This is a genomic window from Clostridium disporicum (assembly GCF_001405015.1).
GTDB classification, from domain to species: domain Bacteria; phylum Bacillota; class Clostridia; order Clostridiales; family Clostridiaceae; genus Clostridium; species Clostridium disporicum_B.
In genome coordinates, this window is the sequence record NZ_CYZX01000005.1 from 87,654 (window position 1) to 104,294 (window position 16,641).

Below are 16,641 nucleotides of genomic sequence, written 5' to 3' on the forward strand. Positions count from 1 at the left end.
ATTCCTCCCCATCCATTATTTCATATCCGGAAAGTCCATTTGTCTTAATGCTTCATATGCTATAATTGCAACTGTATTAGAAAGGTTTAGACTTCTAGTACTTGTCTTAATCATCGGCACTCTTATATTTGTATGAGCTTCATGTACTTCTTGTGGTACACCTTTTGACTCTCTTCCAAACATTATGAAGTCACCCGGCTTATAACTTTCCTCATTATAGTAATTACCACCATGAGTAGATGCTAAAAATATTCTTCTATCTCCATACTTATTTATAAAATCTTCATATGACTCATGAACTTCTAACTTTAACTCACTCCAGTAATCTAATCCTGATCTTTTTACTGCCTTATCATCAATACTAAATCCTAACGGCTTTATTAAGTGTAATGTTGAATTAGTTAACACACATGTTCTTGCTATATTTCCAGTATTTTGTGGAATTTCTGGTTGATATAATACAATATTCAAATTCAAGGAATTTCCCTCCAAAACAAAAAGCAAGATGATAAACACCTTACTCTATAATCTCTTATAAAAATAATAATACTATATCCAATTTTAATAGTCAAAGTTTTTTACAGATTGTTAAATAATATATTTTATTTCACTTTCCGGAAAAATTTCACTTATCTCTTTTTTGAAAAACTCCTTCATATCATCAAGTTCTTCCGTCTTATATACATATTTTCCATAACCAAATTGTCCATATTTATATTTACGCTCATCATCATTCATCGGTAATGTATTTTCTGGAAAAACTTCCATTATTACATTTTTTGCTCTTGTTGTATATCTATGAGATATTACCTCAAATGATGGTGGATTTTTCATACTCTTCGGTAATTTCTCTCTTAAGTCTAATAAAAGTTTTTTATAATCTTCTTTATAGTTATTATATAAAAATACCGGTGCAATTATAAACCCTAAAGGATAACAGGCATTAGCTATTTTTTCACACGCTTCTAATCGTAAAGTGATAGATGCAGTAGCATTTTCATACTCATTAATAACTTTATCTGTATTTAAAGTAAACCTCACCTCTGTTTTGCCGTTATGTTTTATATCTAACAAAGTATCCACATCATTAAATTTACTTACAAATCTAAATCGGCCATTAGTATTGTTAGCAAAAAATTCTATAGTCTTTTTTAATGATCCAGCATAAGGTTCCATTGGTAGTGGGTCAGATGTAGCTGATCCTTCAAATATGGTAATACTAGGCAACCTCTCATCAATATATTTTTGAGCTTGCTTTAATATATCATCAATATTTGAATTTATTTTAGCATATGGTTTATCTCCTAAATTGGTATTTAAATAACAATATTGGCATTGTCCCATGCATCCTGAATATAAAGGTAACTGATAATGAGCCGACGGTTTACAAGATTGAAATTTCAGCCCTTTCTTTACTCCTACTACTAATGTTCTCTTTCCTTCTTTGTAGAATTCAGGCAAATAATCATTATAAGGAATGTTTTGTTTAACTTTATTAGATGTGAGTATTATTTTCTCTACTTTAGTATTATCTTTAAAATAATTGTATACATTCTGTCCTATTTCATAATCTAATGAGCCTTTTTCAAATATAATTCTTTTGGGAATAAACATAAAATCACACTCCTTAGAATTATTTTCTGTATATTTAAAAATATAATTCTTAGGAATGTGATTTTCTATTCTTTATCTAATATAAACTTTTTAATAGCTTTAGCTACTCCATCATTTTTATTTGAATCTGTAATATATTGAGCTGCTGACTTTACTTCATCAATAGCATTTGCCATAGCAATACCAAGACCAGCATACTTAATCATAGATACATCATTTTCATTATCACCAATGCAAATAATTTCTTCTCTTTTTATTCCATATTTTTCACTTAAAACTTTTACTGAATTTCCTTTAGATACACCCTTAAAATTTATCTCTGTACTATGGTTACCTGAACCAAAATAAACTATATTTTCTAAGCTATCTAATTCTTTTCTTACTTTTAAAATATCTTTACTACTTGGTGAAAATGCTATACATTTAGCCATTCGTCCATTTTCTTTTTTAAAAATTTCAGCCCATTCTTTTTCAGTCTTTACAGTATAGTAATTTATATTTAAATGTTCATAATAAACTTGTTTTGTCATATAAACTTGAGTGCCCAGTTTACTGAACCAGTTATTACAATATATAGTGTCGGTAGTATGAAAATGAAACGGTACTTTATATTTATTTAATATTTTTAACACCTTCATACACTCTACTTCTGGTATTGCGCTTTCATATATAATATCATTAGTCTTTTGATCTATAACAATTGCCCCGTTGGCTGCAATCACTGGAGAGTCCACACCTAAAAGCTGTGAAAAATATGCTGCATTATTATATAGCCTTCCTGTTGTAACAACAATTTCTACACCCATATCATGCGCCTTTTTTATAATGTCTTTACTAAATTCCGAAATCTTTTTTCTCTTTCCAAGTAAAGTTCCATCCATATCAATGCAAACCATTTTGTATTTCATACTTAACTCCTTTGTTCAAATACTAGCTATAATATATAATACCATCTAACTCTTAATAATTACATAAAATATTCTAAATTTTTACTAAGAATATAACAAAAATTTAAAAAAAGGAGCTAAAAAGCTCCTTTTTTCTATTATTGTGCTGATGTTTGTCCTTCTGTATTTTCAGTTGGCTTCTCTTCTGGTTTTTCCTCTGGTTTTGGTGCTTCAACCTTTTTAGTTCCTCTTAAAACTATTGCATTCATAGGTTGATATACATCTGTAGATATTAATTCTCTATTAACTTCCACACCATTTTCATAAGTAATTAAATATCCTTCTGATTTATATCCTGGAGCTCCATTAAGCTTTGTTCTAGTCTTACCCTCTTCTAAAGTAGGATCATCTACATATTCTGTAGTATAGTCATACTTTTCTATTACATTATTGACAAGCTCATAAGTCTTATTGCCTTTTTCAGAAGTATTTCCATATACATTGAATGTAATTGTGCTTCCACCCATATAGCCTTCTATATATATTGGAGAATTATACGTATTTATAAATCTGTAATCTATATCTCCTTCGAAAACTGTAGCATCTAGGCTTGGCTCTGAATAACCAACCATCATTGAATGGTTATATCTTATTGTAGATCTTATGTTAGATGTTATTACTGCTCTATAAAGGAAAGTAGATATTTGACATACTCCTCCTCCATAATTAGGAACTACTTCACTTCCTACATATGTATTAGCTTCCTTATATCCATTTTCCGGAGTTGTATCTAATATAGTCTTATTATAACTAAATTCATCTCCTGGCATTAAAAGAGTTCCGTTTATATATCCTGTGGCTAATTGCATATTAGTAACTCTTCCAGTTCCATCATTAGTGTAAGAGCCACTAAAACTTCCTATTATTCCATCAATTTTATTTAATTCTTCTGCAGTTATTCTAGGACTATAATCTTGTAACTCTAAAGAAACAGTTTCTACTTTATTTGGATCAGGATCTATACAGTCAACTAATTTTGTATGTAATTCTTCTGCATTTATTTTCTTACCTATAACTTCTGGAGTTATATACTTCTCTCCATAACTTATAGTTATCGAAGCATCTACGGCAGGAATTTCTACCTCTGTATTTATCTTATCTTCGAATTCTTTAAGCTTAGCTTCATCATAAGTTAGTTCAGTATTAACTTCAGTATCAACTCCATCTTTTATGTAAGAGTTCTTTTTAAACATCCCTTCTTCTTTTCCATAAGCTAAAGCTTCTTCTGCAGTTTTATCCGCATTTATAGTTGAACCTATATCTGCGTACTTGATATTAAAACTTTTGTCACCAACAGTTACTGTTATACTTTTATCATTAACTAATGTAGCTAATTGATCATTTAAAATTGCAACTGCCTCATCCTTAGTCTTACCACTTAAATCTACTCCATAAGCATGTACCCCAGGATAAACTTTATCTTCCCAAGACTTTACTTTATTATTGATGTTAGCCATTACTCCTCCAACAGTTGCAGCTACTGCTAAAACTGCTACTCCTGAAATTGCAATAACTTTCTTATGTTTAGTAAAAAAGTCTTTAGTTCCATTAGAATTATTATTGCTCAAAAGCTTCATTCCTCCCCACTTTTTACATAAAATATAAAATTATGCTATTAGTACAATATAAAAACAGATATTTTTACAATATCTATTATAATTATAGACTATTCTCCCTCTTATTACAATTACAAACCCCTTACAATTATTTCCCATACCGAAAAATATTACAAATAATATTTTCTTAGTTGAACATTAAGAGTATAGAGTTAAGAGTTTAGTAATAAAGTCACCTTAGATGACTTTAAATACCTATAAATTTAGAAACTGAGTATCAATTTTATTCTTAATTTTTCACTTTTAACTCTTAACTCTTAATTTAAAAGGTGTTTCGTGCTTTATTTTAAACTGTTACTGTGGTTCTTACTCTTGATGTTTCACCATCTAAATCAAATGCTTCAATACTTATTTTTATTGGTCCACTTTGAGTAAATGGCAATGAAGATACTGGAATAGTAAACTCTGTATCATTAGCATCTACTGTTCCTATCCAATAATTATTTGCAAACAAATTATATCCTAGTAAATCTGCATCAGTATTTGCGTTCCATCTAATATTTATAGTATTTCCTCTCTTAGTAGCTCTAAGCCCTGTTACGCTTCTAGGTTGAATTAGATAGTCAATACTATTTGGTCCCCAGTTAGCATCTACAGGATTGCCAATACCTTGTACATTTGCACTTTCACTATATTGCCATACTCTCCATCTTGTCCATCCGCCTACATCTGGTGGATATGCTGGATTTCCTGGAATGGCTGTATACATTGCAATCCAAAGAATCATATTCTTTAAAGGATAGCCTCTACCTGGAATAAAGAAATTATTATAAAGTTCAACATAGAAAGTTCCTGTATATAACATTATCCTTCTTCTAGTTTTCTTTTCAAATCTCTTTCTAAATCTATCAATCCAATTTACTACAGTTTCTACTGCAAGTGATTTATCTGTAGGTACTTCTACATCTATGACTGGAAATAAATCTCCATAATCTTTTTTCCCAAATCCTTCTTGTAAAACTTCGATAAAATCATCACATTGAGCATCTGCAGTAGTTAAATCATCAGCAGGAACGCCAAAGTGATATGCCCCAACTGGTATCCCATACTCTCTCGATTTTTGTGCAAACTCTAAGAACTTATTGTCTCTTCTAAATCTTCCTGATGCTGAACCTGAGGCTCTTAGGTATAAAAAATCTATTTTTGTAGCTAATACTGTAAAATCAACATTTTGCGTATACTCGTTTATATCTACTCCAAATAGACTTTTGTCATTTTTATTTTGCATAGTTCCTCCAAAATAAAGTTTTCCTTAATATATAGGATATTATTAAACTTTATAAATGGTTACTATAAATTTAATCATTAAAAATAACTGTATTACACTTAGTGTTGATTCTTATTAATATCTTTACTAAAAATAAAAAATAAGCTAGTTTACACTAACTTACTTTTTATCTTTTTAATATTCTAACATTAATTCAGTAATATATAACCTAAATAATCTATTACAAGTACTATTTATTACTCTAATAAATAAATTATTAACTATCCTTATATCATCTTCTAGCAAAATCTACAAAAACAAATTTATCTGGCCTATGTCTAGATTCAGTATATTGAAATAAACTAGTATCATCTAAATATGTATAGCTTTTTACTACTACTATCATTTCAAAACCTTTCATATCTAGGTACTTTTTATCCTCTTCTGTTGCATTCTGGACTGTTATCTCTTTTTTTGCATATGCAATTTTCAGTCCTAGCTCCCCCTCTATATAGTCATATAGAGATTCCTTACAGATATCATAAGTAAGATTTTCAACAAACTTCTGCACGATATAATCTTTATCTAAAATGATTTTTTCATCATCTACAGATCTCGCTCTTACTACTCTCCAGACCTTATCATCTCCAGATAGCTCCAACCCTCTTGCAATATTTTTTTTAGGAACTATACATTCTAAACTTTCAACTATAGTTTCTACCTTCATTCCTAGTTTTCCTGAAATCTCCTTAAAACTAACTACCCCTGATACAGGAAAATTAAATTTACCTATATCAAGTACAAAAGATCCTTTTCCCTTAGTTTTCTGAATATATCCATTCTGTTCTAACATATTCAGAGCCTTCCTTACAGTATCCCTAGACACATTGTAATCATTCATTATTTCTTTTTCTGAAGGAAGTTTATCATTTGCCTGATACTCATTATTCTCTATTTTATCTACCAATATATTGTATATGTTCAAATATTTCTTATCCATTTTATCACCAGAAATATTTTAACATAACTAAATGCTATTTCTCAATATAATAAGCAATCGATTCGTATGGTCTTAAGATAATTTCTTCTCCTAACTTAGCTGAATCTGAGTAGTTTGATAGTAATATATTAGAAGCTTTAATACCATTTAATATACTTTCAGGAATATTCACTTTAGCCTGCTTTCCATAGAAATTATTTAATACTACTAAACTCTTATTTTCATAATTTCTTAAATAAGCTAAAACTTCAGTATGATCTTCTAATATCATCTCTATATTACCTTTAGAAATTACATCATATTCTTTTCTTAATTGTATTAACTTTTTATAATGATTAAATATAGAATTGCTATCATTAACTGCTTTTTCTGCATTTATTTTTTCATATGATTTTCCTATAGGTATCCATGGAGCTCCAGTTGTAAATCCTGCATTTTCTTTATCATTCCACTGAATAGGAGTTCTAGAGTTATCTCTTGATTTAGATTTTAGTATATCTAATATTTTATCAACTGGTTCACCGTTATCTTTTAATATATTATAGTAATTTATTGATTCAACATCCCTATAATCTTCAATAGACTCAAAATATGGATTAGTCATTCCAAACTCTTCACCTTGATAAATATAAGGAGTTCCTCTCATCATATGTATAGCAGTTGCTAACATTTTACCACTTTCATTAAAGTACTCTTTATCATTACCAAATCTAGATATCGCTCTAGGCTGATCATGATTACACCAGAATAACGCACTCCATCCATTACCTTCTTGCATTTCCTCTTGCCATTTCTTAAAGATATCTTTTAACATCTTAAAGTCAAAATCCATTAAGGTCCACTTATCACCATTTTCATAATCCACCTTTAAATGATGAAAATTAAATACCATAGAAAGCTCTTTTTCATCTGGGTTAGAATACTTAATACAGTTTTCAACTGAAGTTGATGACATCTCTCCAACAGTAATTATATCCTCATGTTTACCAAAGGTATTTTCATTTAATTCTTTTAGATGCTCATGTATTCTTGGCCCATCAGTATAAAATCTTCTTCCATCTCCAATATAGTCATTTTCTAATTCATCCGGTTTAGAAATAAGGTTTATTACATCTAATCTAAAGCCTTTAACTCCTTTTTCAATCCAGAAGTTAACTACTTTATATATCTCGTTTCTTACTTCTTCATTTTCCCAATTTAAATCCCCTTGAGTTACATCAAATAAATGAAGATAATACTCGTCCATATTTTCAACGTACTCCCAAGCATTTCCGCCAAATTTCGAAATCCAATTTGTAGGTGGTTCATTATCTTTACCTTTTTTGAAAATATAAAAATTCTTATACTTTTCATTTCCTTTTAATGCTTCTTTAAACCACCAATGTTCTGTAGAAGTATGGTTAAATACCATATCAAGCATTATATCTATATCTCTCTTTTTAGCTTCTTCAACTAATCTTTCAAAATCCTCCATAGTTCCCATTCTTGGGTCTATTTTATAATAGTCCTCAATATCATAACCATTATCTTTTTGTGGAGATACATACACTGGTGTTAACCATATGTAATCTACACCTAATGTCTTTAAATAATCTAACTTCTCAGTTACTCCGTTTATATCTCCAATTCCATCTCCATTAGAATCATTAAATGATTTAGGGTATATTTGATAAACAACACTTTCTCTAAAATCTTTCATTATATCTATCTCCTTTTATCAACCAAAGAATGGATAATATATGATTCATTCTTTAAGAATATATATTATCCAACCTTTGCTACTAAATTTACTATTTCAAGTTATGCTACATTTAATTTTTTTCTACCTACTACTACTGTTAGTATAAAAGGTACTACTATTGCAACAACCATAGCTACTGCAAACATTGGTATGCTATTTGGTTGAATTGAAAGTATTCCTGGAAGACCACCAATTCCTATTGCATTTGCCATAACTCCAGAACCTACTGATATTATAGCTGCTATACCTGATCCTATCATTCCACATATGAATGGGAATCCGTATTTTAAGTTTACACCGAATAATGCTGGTTCAGTTACACCTAAGTATGCTGAAATACATGCTGGTATTGAAACTTGCTTTTCTTCTTCATTCTTTCTTTGTAAGTATATCATCGCTAAAACCGCTGACCCTTGAGCTATATTTGATAAAGCTATCATTGGCCATAATGATGTTCCACCAACTTGAGCCATTAACTGAAGGTCTATTGCATTTGTCATATGATGTAATCCTGTAATTACTAATGGTGCATAAGCAAAACCAAATATTCCTGCAAATAACCATCTAAATGATGATGTTAATCCTGCATATACAACAGTTGAAATCCATGACCCTATTGTCCAGCCTATTGGTCCTAACACAACATGTGCAATAAGTACAGTTGGTACTAAAGCAAAGAATGGAACTATTATCATTGAGATTGATGCAGGTGTAATCTTTCTAAAGAATCTTTCTAGATATACTAGTGTGAAACCTGCAAGTATAGCTGGTATAACTTGTGCTTGGTAACCTATCATGTTAACTTGTGCAAATCCAAAATCCCAGAAAGGAATATCTCCTCCCCCTGATACTGCATAAGCATTTAAAAGCTGAGGTGATACTAAAGTAATCCCTAAAACTATACCTAATATTTGAGTTGTTCCCATCTTCTTAGTTATTGCCCATGTAATACCTACAGGTAAGAAGTGGAATATAGCCTCTCCTATTAACCATAAGAAACTATGTGTTCCTGCCCAAAATTGAGATATTTCTATTAAAGTTTTTGTACCATCTTCAAAAAACTTAACATCTCCAATTAAATTTCTAAATCCTAATATTAAACCACCAACTATAATTGCTGGAATAAGTGGTGAGAAGATTTCAGCTAAATTTGCCATAAGTCTTTGAATAAAAGTCATATTAGATTTTGCTGCATCTTTCACGTCATCTTTATTAGTACCTTCAACTCCAGATACCTTTATAAAATCATTATAAAACTCTCCAACAGTGTTCCCTATTATAACTTGAAATTGTCCAGCTTGTACAAATGTTCCTTTTACAGATTTTAAGCTTTCAATTTTATCCTTATTTGCTAATGATGTATCCTTTAGGACAAATCTCATACGAGTTACACAGTGTGTAACTGCACCAATATTATCTTTTCCACCTACATATTCAAGTAAAGCTCTTGAATCATCAATATATTTTCCCATGTTAGTGCCTCCTGTTTTATTCTATACATACATATTTATACCTTTACATAAACTTGTACGTACATGTTTTATGTCTTTATAATAACTTGTACGTACATCTTTGTCAACAATTTTGTGTAATTCTTTTCATAAGCAATTTCTGACAATACTTCATTATTAAAGCTATCATTAACTTAAATGCCTCAAATAATACCTTTTTATTTATCTTTTAGCAAAAAAATCGATGTATTTATTACATCGATTTTTCAAATATATGATATTTATCTTTTAATTCTCTATTGCTTAATTAGTAAATTAATACTTTTTTAAAATATAAGTTACAAAAAATCCTCTTTCATCTTCATTTTCTTCATACTTAATTAAATTAAACATATTTTTTATTCCTTCAAAATCACTTTCCAAAATTAAATCTTCCTGTCTAATTTTAAAATCTACTTTATGCTTATACCCGAAACCACATACAAACAAGATTCCTTCATCATTTATGTGCTTTGATATGTCTTTTAATACTTCTTTACTTGCTCTATAATGGTTAATTACTATATTATCAAAATTCTTCAACTCATTTAAAGAATTACTACCACTTAAATCAACCTGCTTTGTTTCAACTTCGTACCCAGCCCTCGTAGCAAAAGCATTTAATCGTTCAAGAGCTCTATTACTAAAATCTATGCCAGTTACATCAAATCCTTTTTGAAGTAAATACAAAGTATTTCTTCCATCTCCACATGCGACATCAAGCACAGTTCCTGTCTTTAAATATCCTATATTATTAACCAAAGCTTTTTCAGGACTTAATAGGCTATCTCCTCTAATTTCAAATTTACTATCCCAATAATTTTTATCTCCCATGTACTCCATTATTTATCTCCTATCTCTATTTAATCAAACCAATATAAATTAAATCCATAACACATAGCCTTTGCACCTTTAGGTACCTACTTAATAGTATTATATATATTAAGATAATCTCCAATGCCACCTAAAATCATCATACGAGTGTTTCTTCATCTTTGTATTTTCCCTTAAACTTAATATTGTACATACTACCTTCCCCATATATCACACTTTATAAAGTCTTAACCATAATTAAGCACGGATTACTCTCTCCCCATATCTCTTTGATTTCTTCTAATGGATAAAAACCTAGTTTTTTATAAAACTCTCTAGTTATTTTATAATTTTCATCTGGATGAGATTCCCCTAAAGTTTTTACCATAAAAAATTTAATTTCATCTTCAATTAATAATTTTTCAGTAATTTCAATTAACTTTCTACCAATCTTTTGATTTTGATATTCCTTTAGTATTCCTATAAGATACACTTCTGCTGTATACTTATTATTATATTTTATACTTATAAATCCTACTGCTTTTCCATTATTATATGCTCCATAAAAATCATACTTTTTAACTTCTTCAACATACTCTACTATTGACTCTTCAATTCCAAACCATTCTGGTAACTCTCTTAATATATAATTTGTAATTCTTGACTTTTCATTATTATTTCTGATATTTTTAATCTCTATCATACCCATCCTATCTCCCGGTAAATACTATATGCTTTAAAAAATATTACCATTTATTCACTTTCTTCTCAATAAAAAAATACAACATTAAATCGTTGATTCAAACAATTTAATGTTGTATTATCACTTTATCTCACTTCATAAATATTTCCCTATAAAACTGAACTTCATCTAAATAACATCTCTCTTGCAGAACACTCCATAAGTAATTGCCATAAATAAAGCAATATAAGCACCTACTATTAAAGCCGCAATTACTGGTGTAAATCCTTGAATTACAATACTTTGAAAATCATTATTTATTTGTGGTAATACTGTTCCATAATCTAAAAACTTTCTAAAATCTAAATGATTAAATGGTAAATAGTTTATTAATCTACTCATCTTCCCAGCATATAAAACTACTGGTGATACTAAGAATATAGTTATTATAGATGTTATTGTAGCAAAGGATACTGACTTTAAAAGTACAGCTATCATAAATGCTAAAGCTATTGAGAATATTAACTCAACAAGTTTTAATAATACTATAATAACTGAATATAGAGCTGTACTAATAACATACGGTCCATTCACTCCATAAAGTATAGTTTGACTAGATATCCTATCAAATCCATGAATTATTATTCCAGACAATAATCCCATTACAAGAACTATTCCTAATATTTCTAATCCATAAATTAAAATTGCTAAATACTTTGATGTAAGCACCTTCCAACGTTTATATGGTGATACAAGCCACATATTTATAGTTTTATTGTTATATTCACTAGCTACATTAAATACTCCAACTAATACTACTGTTAAAATTATAAATCTAAATACCCAATTAAAAGAATTATCAGCAAAGAACCACCATATATTTTTTTCATAATCCTTTGTAATATTATGCTCTAATCTATATTCTGCAATTTCAATTCTCTTATTTATCTCATCTTTTTGAATCTCATCATAATATGGATCACTCAACATAACATCCTTCTGCGATATAAGATATTCTTCCCTCTCTCTCCAATCAAAAGTCGTTGAAGTTCCATTAGTACTTTCGTATTCCCTTACTCTTTTCATATCACTATATTCAGATATAGTTAATCCAATCATAATTATAAAAGATAATATTATTCCAACTTTAGCTATTTTACTTTTAAACATCTTACTAAACTCTAGTTTACTTAAATATAAAACATCGTTCATTATTTTTCAGCCTCCTTGATAGAATTAATAAATACTTCTTCTAAAGAAGACTCTTTATTAATTTCATCCATGGTTTTAGTACATATAACTTTCCCATCTGAGATAATAACAACTCTATCACATAGTTGTTCCATTTCCATTAATATATGACTTGAAACCACTACCGAAATATTTTTATTATGTGATAAATCCTTTAAGAATTCTCTTAAATCTTTTATTCCCATTGGATCTAAACCGTTAGTAGGCTCATCTAAAATTAATAATTTAGGTTGCTTCATAAGAGCTACAGCTAGGCCAATTCTTTGTTTCATACCTAAAGAATACTCTTTAACCTTATCATTTAATCTATCCTTAAGTCCAGAAACCTTTATAGCCTCATTTACCCCTTCTTCTGATGCTTTATAAAGCTTAGCAAAAAGCTTTATATTTTCCATTCCAGTCATATATTCATATAAAAATGGAATTTCAACTATCGCTCCTACATTATCCATAGCCTTTTCAAAGTTACTTTTTATATTATGTCCATCTATTATAACCGTTCCACTATCTGCACTTATAAGTCCCGTTATCATTCTTATTGTAGTGGTTTTTCCTGCTCCATTAGCTCCTAAAAACCCTAGAATTTCTCCTGCTTTAGCTTCAAAAGAAACATTATCAACTATTCTTCTCTTTTTAAAAGACTTACTTAAGCCTTCAACTTTTAAAATAGTTTTATTCATAAGTTAACCTCCATACTTAATTATGAGTACAAAAAAAGAGCAAATGTAAATTGACATTAAAACTAGCATAGCAACTTCTTTAAATATTTTTAGCTAAAGTTAGCCATGCTGATTTTTTGCGTCAACCTCCCATCTGCCCATTTTTAACTTTTATATCTAATTTACTATTTTATATAGCTCTCTTAACCTTTAAAGATGTTTGTATAATCATATCTATAAGCCCTGAATAGCTTACATTAACAGCATTGGCACTCCTTGGAAAAAGCGAAGCAGCCGTCATTCCTGGTAATGTATTAACTTCTAATATATAAGGAACTCCTTCACTTGTTACTATCATATCTACTCTTGCATAAACTTCACACTTTAATGCTCTGTAAGTACCTATAGCCATCTTTTCAACTTCTTTATGAAGATTTTCTTCAAGTTCTACTATAACTTCTTCAGCTCCATCCTCTGAATACTTTTGAGTAAAATCAAAGAAATCTGCCCCTTCCTTAGGTCTTATTGCTATAACTGGCCACATCTTCTTGTCAAATACAGGACAAGTTATTTCATCACCTTTTATGAATTCTTCTATCATAACTTCTGTATCCCATTTTAAACCTTCTAAAACAGCATTCTCTATATCTTCTTTCTTTGTTATTTTGAAAGTAGCAACACTTGATCCTCCATTTGTAGGCTTAACGAAAACAGGATATCCCATTTCTTCTATCTTGTCATAATCTATTTCTTCTATTGATGAAACATTTATCCATCTAGCAGTTCTTATTCCATTAGCTACTAATATTCTCTTTGTAAGGTCCTTATCCATACATACACCTGAGCTTATTGGTCCACATCCTGAATATGGTATATCTAAAGTTTGAAGTACTGATTGAACAGTTCCATCTTCACCAAACTTTCCGTGTAATGCTAATAAAGCAAAATCTATTCCTTTAACTTTATTTATTATATCATCTTTATTATCTATAACTATTGGCACAACTTCGTATTTGCTTCTGTCTATATTCTCAACTATCGAATTTCCACTTTTTAATGATACTTCTCTTTCTGAAGAAATACCACCCATAATAACACCAACTTTAATCATTTTTGCCTCCAAATTTAAACTTACTTATAAAATAAAGACCTGTATTTACAAGTCTTTATAATTATAACACTATATATTATTTAATAGAAGTAAACATTGTGCTACTTCATCAAAATTCAATATTATTATACTGTTGCAGGAACATAAACTCTCTTAGCAAGCTCATCATCCATTAGATATAATGCAGCTGGATTTCCTTCAACTCTTCTAACCTTTTTAAGTAAAGCATTGAAGTTATTTTCTTCTTCAACCTGCTCATCTATAAACCATTTAAGTAAGCTAATTGTAGCATGCTCTCTTTCTTCATAAGCAATATCTGTTAACTCATAAATCTTTTTAGTTACAAGTTGCTCATGCTTATATCCCTTTTCAAAAACATCAATTATTCCATCGTACTTTGGCTGTGGTTTATCTATATGCTCTAATTCAATTGAACCATTTTTTTGATAAACGTAATCGTATAATTTCATTGCATGATCTAATTCTTCCTTAGCTTGGACTCTGAAGAAGTTTGCAAATCCACCTAAATCTAAAGATTCACAGTATCCAGCCATAGCAAGATATGTGTAAGAAGAATAGAATTCAAAATTTACTTGCTCATTAAGAGCTTTTAATAAATTTTCATTTAACATTTCTTTTAACCCCCTTATATTTAACGATTAATTTAACTATTGTATATAATAAATATTATGTTAATTTAATAAAAAATTATAACATTATCTGTTACTATTATATACCATATTCATTAAATGATAAACATACTCTTATAATTTTAATTTTTATATAATAAAGATTACTTATATAGTTCATTATTAATTGAACTATAACAACTTTCATGAACAAAGTAAGCTATACACTTTACTTATATAGCTTACTCTCGCTATTAAAACTATCTTTTCTTAAAGATAGTCTCTCCTTCTTTTATAGTTTCTACAACTTGTATATCCTTAATTTTCATTGGATCAACTTTTAAGATATTCTTATCTAATATAACTAAGTCTGCTAGCTTTCCTTCCTTTAATGTCCCTTTAATATCTTCTTCAAAATATTGATATGCTGCATTCTTAGTTACAGCTTTTAAAGCATCTAATGGACTTATTCTCTCATCATCACCTAATAAAACTCCATTTTTAGTTATTCTATTAACTGCACACCATATAGTTTCTAACATATTCGGCTCTATAACTGGTGAGTCCTGATGGAATGTATAAATTATTCCCTTATCTTGAGCTGATTTAGCTAAGCTTATTCTGCTCGCTCTTTCCATACCATAATTCTTAATATGAATATCTCCCCAATGATATACGTGAGCAACAAAAAATGATGGTATCATTCCAAGTTTTTTTACATTATCTAATTGATCTCTATCTAATAATTGTGCATGAACTATAACAGGTCTTATATCATTTGATGATTGAGTTTCTTGCTTTGCTAGTTCAAATTGATCTATGTATTGTTGGCATGCAGCATCACCATTACAGTGAACTAAAATCTGCATATTATCTTTTAATGCTAATTCTAAATATTGCTTTAATTCTTCATCTTTTTTTGTTCCATAAGCATAATAGTCTTTTTCTTCTCCTAAATATGGAGTTCTCATCCAAGCTGTACGTCCTTGTGGTGAACCATCTAAGAAAGTTTTGTATCCACCCATCTTTATGTGATTATCATATTTATTCAAGCAACTAGCAAACTTTTCTTTTAATGCACTAGCATTAGATATGTCTAAGAATCCTATTAAGTCTACTTTAAGCATCTTTGATTGTATTAAAAATTGATAAATAGGAGCTAGCTGTTCTACTACAAACCCTTCTTGAACAGTTGTTATTCCATTACTTGCATATGAATTCTGAGCCTTCATTAAATTACCGAAAAACTCTTCATTAGACATCATAGGAAGCTTTTGAATATATTCCATAAAAGCAGCTTCTTCTATATATCCTGTAGGTTCTCCATCCTTCTTGCCAATTACTCCACCCTCTGGATTTGGAGTATCATTAGTAATTCTTAATTCATTTAAAGCCATAGTATTTAAAACTCCCATATGACCTGATTTATGCTTTACTATAATTGGATTATCTGGTGCTGCTTTATCTAATAATCTTCTAGTTGGATGCTCTTTCTCTACTAAAAAGTTTTGGTCATATCCATCACCTTGAATCCACTTACCTGCAGGTATATTATTTTTTTCAATAAACTTTTTTATAGCTGCTGCAACTTCTGCAAAACTTGTAGTTTCTTTAAGGTCTACTTGCGAAAAAGAGCTTGCATATCCAGAAAAGTGGCTGTGTGGGTCTATAAATGATGGCATTAAAGTTTTTCCCTGTAAATCTATTAGTTCTACCTCTTTACTTGCTTCCTTAATTAAATCATCTTTTTTTCCTAATTTATATATCTTACTATCCTTAACTAGAATAGCTTCAACATATAAATCATCTTCAAGAGTCAATATGTCACCATTGAAATATAACTTTTCATTATTTATCATCTTAAATCCTCCTTAGTAAAAT

15 protein-coding genes are annotated in these 16,641 nt (G+C 29.4%); all 15 read right to left on the reverse strand.

The genetic code is table 11. The annotated features are described in order from the left end of the window. Positions 1 to 15: 15 nt before the first annotated feature. Complete coding sequence (locus tag ARA56_RS04580; RefSeq protein ID WP_055264447.1) at positions 16 to 477, reverse strand: tRNA (cytidine(34)-2'-O)-methyltransferase; 462 nt, start codon at positions 475 to 477, stop codon at positions 16 to 18. A 111-nt stretch (positions 478 to 588) separates the two neighbouring features. Continuing rightward, positions 589 to 1,614 (reverse strand): spore photoproduct lyase, encoded by a 1,026-nt coding sequence (gene splB / locus ARA56_RS04585; protein WP_055264449.1) that lies wholly within the window; start codon positions 1,612 to 1,614, stop codon positions 589 to 591. A 65-nt stretch (positions 1,615 to 1,679) separates the two neighbouring features. Continuing rightward, positions 1,680 to 2,522 (reverse strand): Cof-type HAD-IIB family hydrolase, encoded by an 843-nt coding sequence (locus ARA56_RS04590; protein WP_055264451.1) that lies wholly within the window; start codon positions 2,520 to 2,522, stop codon positions 1,680 to 1,682. A gap of 137 nt (positions 2,523 to 2,659) precedes the next feature. Then, positions 2,660 to 4,129 (reverse strand): VanW family protein, encoded by a 1,470-nt coding sequence (locus ARA56_RS04595; RefSeq protein ID WP_242855875.1) that lies wholly within the window; start codon positions 4,127 to 4,129, stop codon positions 2,660 to 2,662. Positions 4,130 to 4,463: 334 nt separating this feature from the next. After that, the gene (locus tag ARA56_RS04600) at positions 4,464 to 5,405 is read right to left on the reverse strand and encodes a glycoside hydrolase family 25 protein (RefSeq protein WP_055264455.1); all 942 of its coding nucleotides are present in this window, start codon (positions 5,403 to 5,405) and stop codon (positions 4,464 to 4,466) included. Positions 5,406 to 5,676: 271 nt separating this feature from the next. Continuing rightward, on the reverse strand, positions 5,677 to 6,384 hold the full coding sequence (treR, locus tag ARA56_RS04605) for a trehalose operon repressor (protein ID WP_055264457.1): 708 nt from the start codon (positions 6,382 to 6,384) through the stop codon (positions 5,677 to 5,679). Between the two features lie 34 nt (positions 6,385 to 6,418). Further along, complete coding sequence (treC, locus tag ARA56_RS04610; protein WP_055264459.1) at positions 6,419 to 8,083, reverse strand: alpha,alpha-phosphotrehalase; 1,665 nt, start codon at positions 8,081 to 8,083, stop codon at positions 6,419 to 6,421. A 101-nt stretch (positions 8,084 to 8,184) separates the two neighbouring features. Then, positions 8,185 to 9,597 (reverse strand): PTS system trehalose-specific EIIBC component, encoded by a 1,413-nt coding sequence (treP, locus tag ARA56_RS04615; RefSeq protein ID WP_055264461.1) that lies wholly within the window; start codon positions 9,595 to 9,597, stop codon positions 8,185 to 8,187. A 294-nt stretch (positions 9,598 to 9,891) separates the two neighbouring features. Beyond that, entirely contained in the window at positions 9,892 to 10,458 is a 567-nt protein-coding gene (locus tag ARA56_RS04620; protein WP_055264463.1) for a class I SAM-dependent methyltransferase, read from the reverse strand. Between the two features lie 208 nt (positions 10,459 to 10,666). Then, on the reverse strand, positions 10,667 to 11,131 hold the full coding sequence (locus ARA56_RS04625) for a GNAT family N-acetyltransferase (protein WP_055264548.1): 465 nt from the start codon (positions 11,129 to 11,131) through the stop codon (positions 10,667 to 10,669). A 168-nt stretch (positions 11,132 to 11,299) separates the two neighbouring features. Further along, positions 11,300 to 12,322 (reverse strand): ABC transporter permease, encoded by a 1,023-nt coding sequence (locus ARA56_RS04630; RefSeq protein WP_055264465.1) that lies wholly within the window; start codon positions 12,320 to 12,322, stop codon positions 11,300 to 11,302. Further along, entirely contained in the window at positions 12,322 to 13,041 is a 720-nt protein-coding gene (locus ARA56_RS04635) for an ABC transporter ATP-binding protein (RefSeq protein ID WP_055264467.1), read from the reverse strand. Before ARA56_RS04635 ends, ARA56_RS04630 begins: the two co-directional genes overlap by 1 nt. Before the next feature lie 169 nt (positions 13,042 to 13,210). Beyond that, positions 13,211 to 14,128, reverse strand: a complete 918-nt coding sequence (locus ARA56_RS04640) for a D-alanine--D-alanine ligase (RefSeq protein ID WP_055264549.1) — start codon at positions 14,126 to 14,128, stop codon at positions 13,211 to 13,213. A gap of 128 nt (positions 14,129 to 14,256) precedes the next feature. Next, positions 14,257 to 14,763, reverse strand: a complete 507-nt coding sequence (locus tag ARA56_RS04645) for a ferritin (protein WP_055264469.1) — start codon at positions 14,761 to 14,763, stop codon at positions 14,257 to 14,259. A gap of 257 nt (positions 14,764 to 15,020) precedes the next feature. Then, positions 15,021 to 16,619 carry an amidohydrolase gene (locus ARA56_RS04650; RefSeq protein ID WP_055264471.1) on the reverse strand — a complete coding sequence of 533 codons (1,599 nt, stop codon included), beginning with the start codon at positions 16,617 to 16,619 and terminating at the stop codon, positions 15,021 to 15,023. Positions 16,620 to 16,641: the final 22 nt, after the last annotated feature.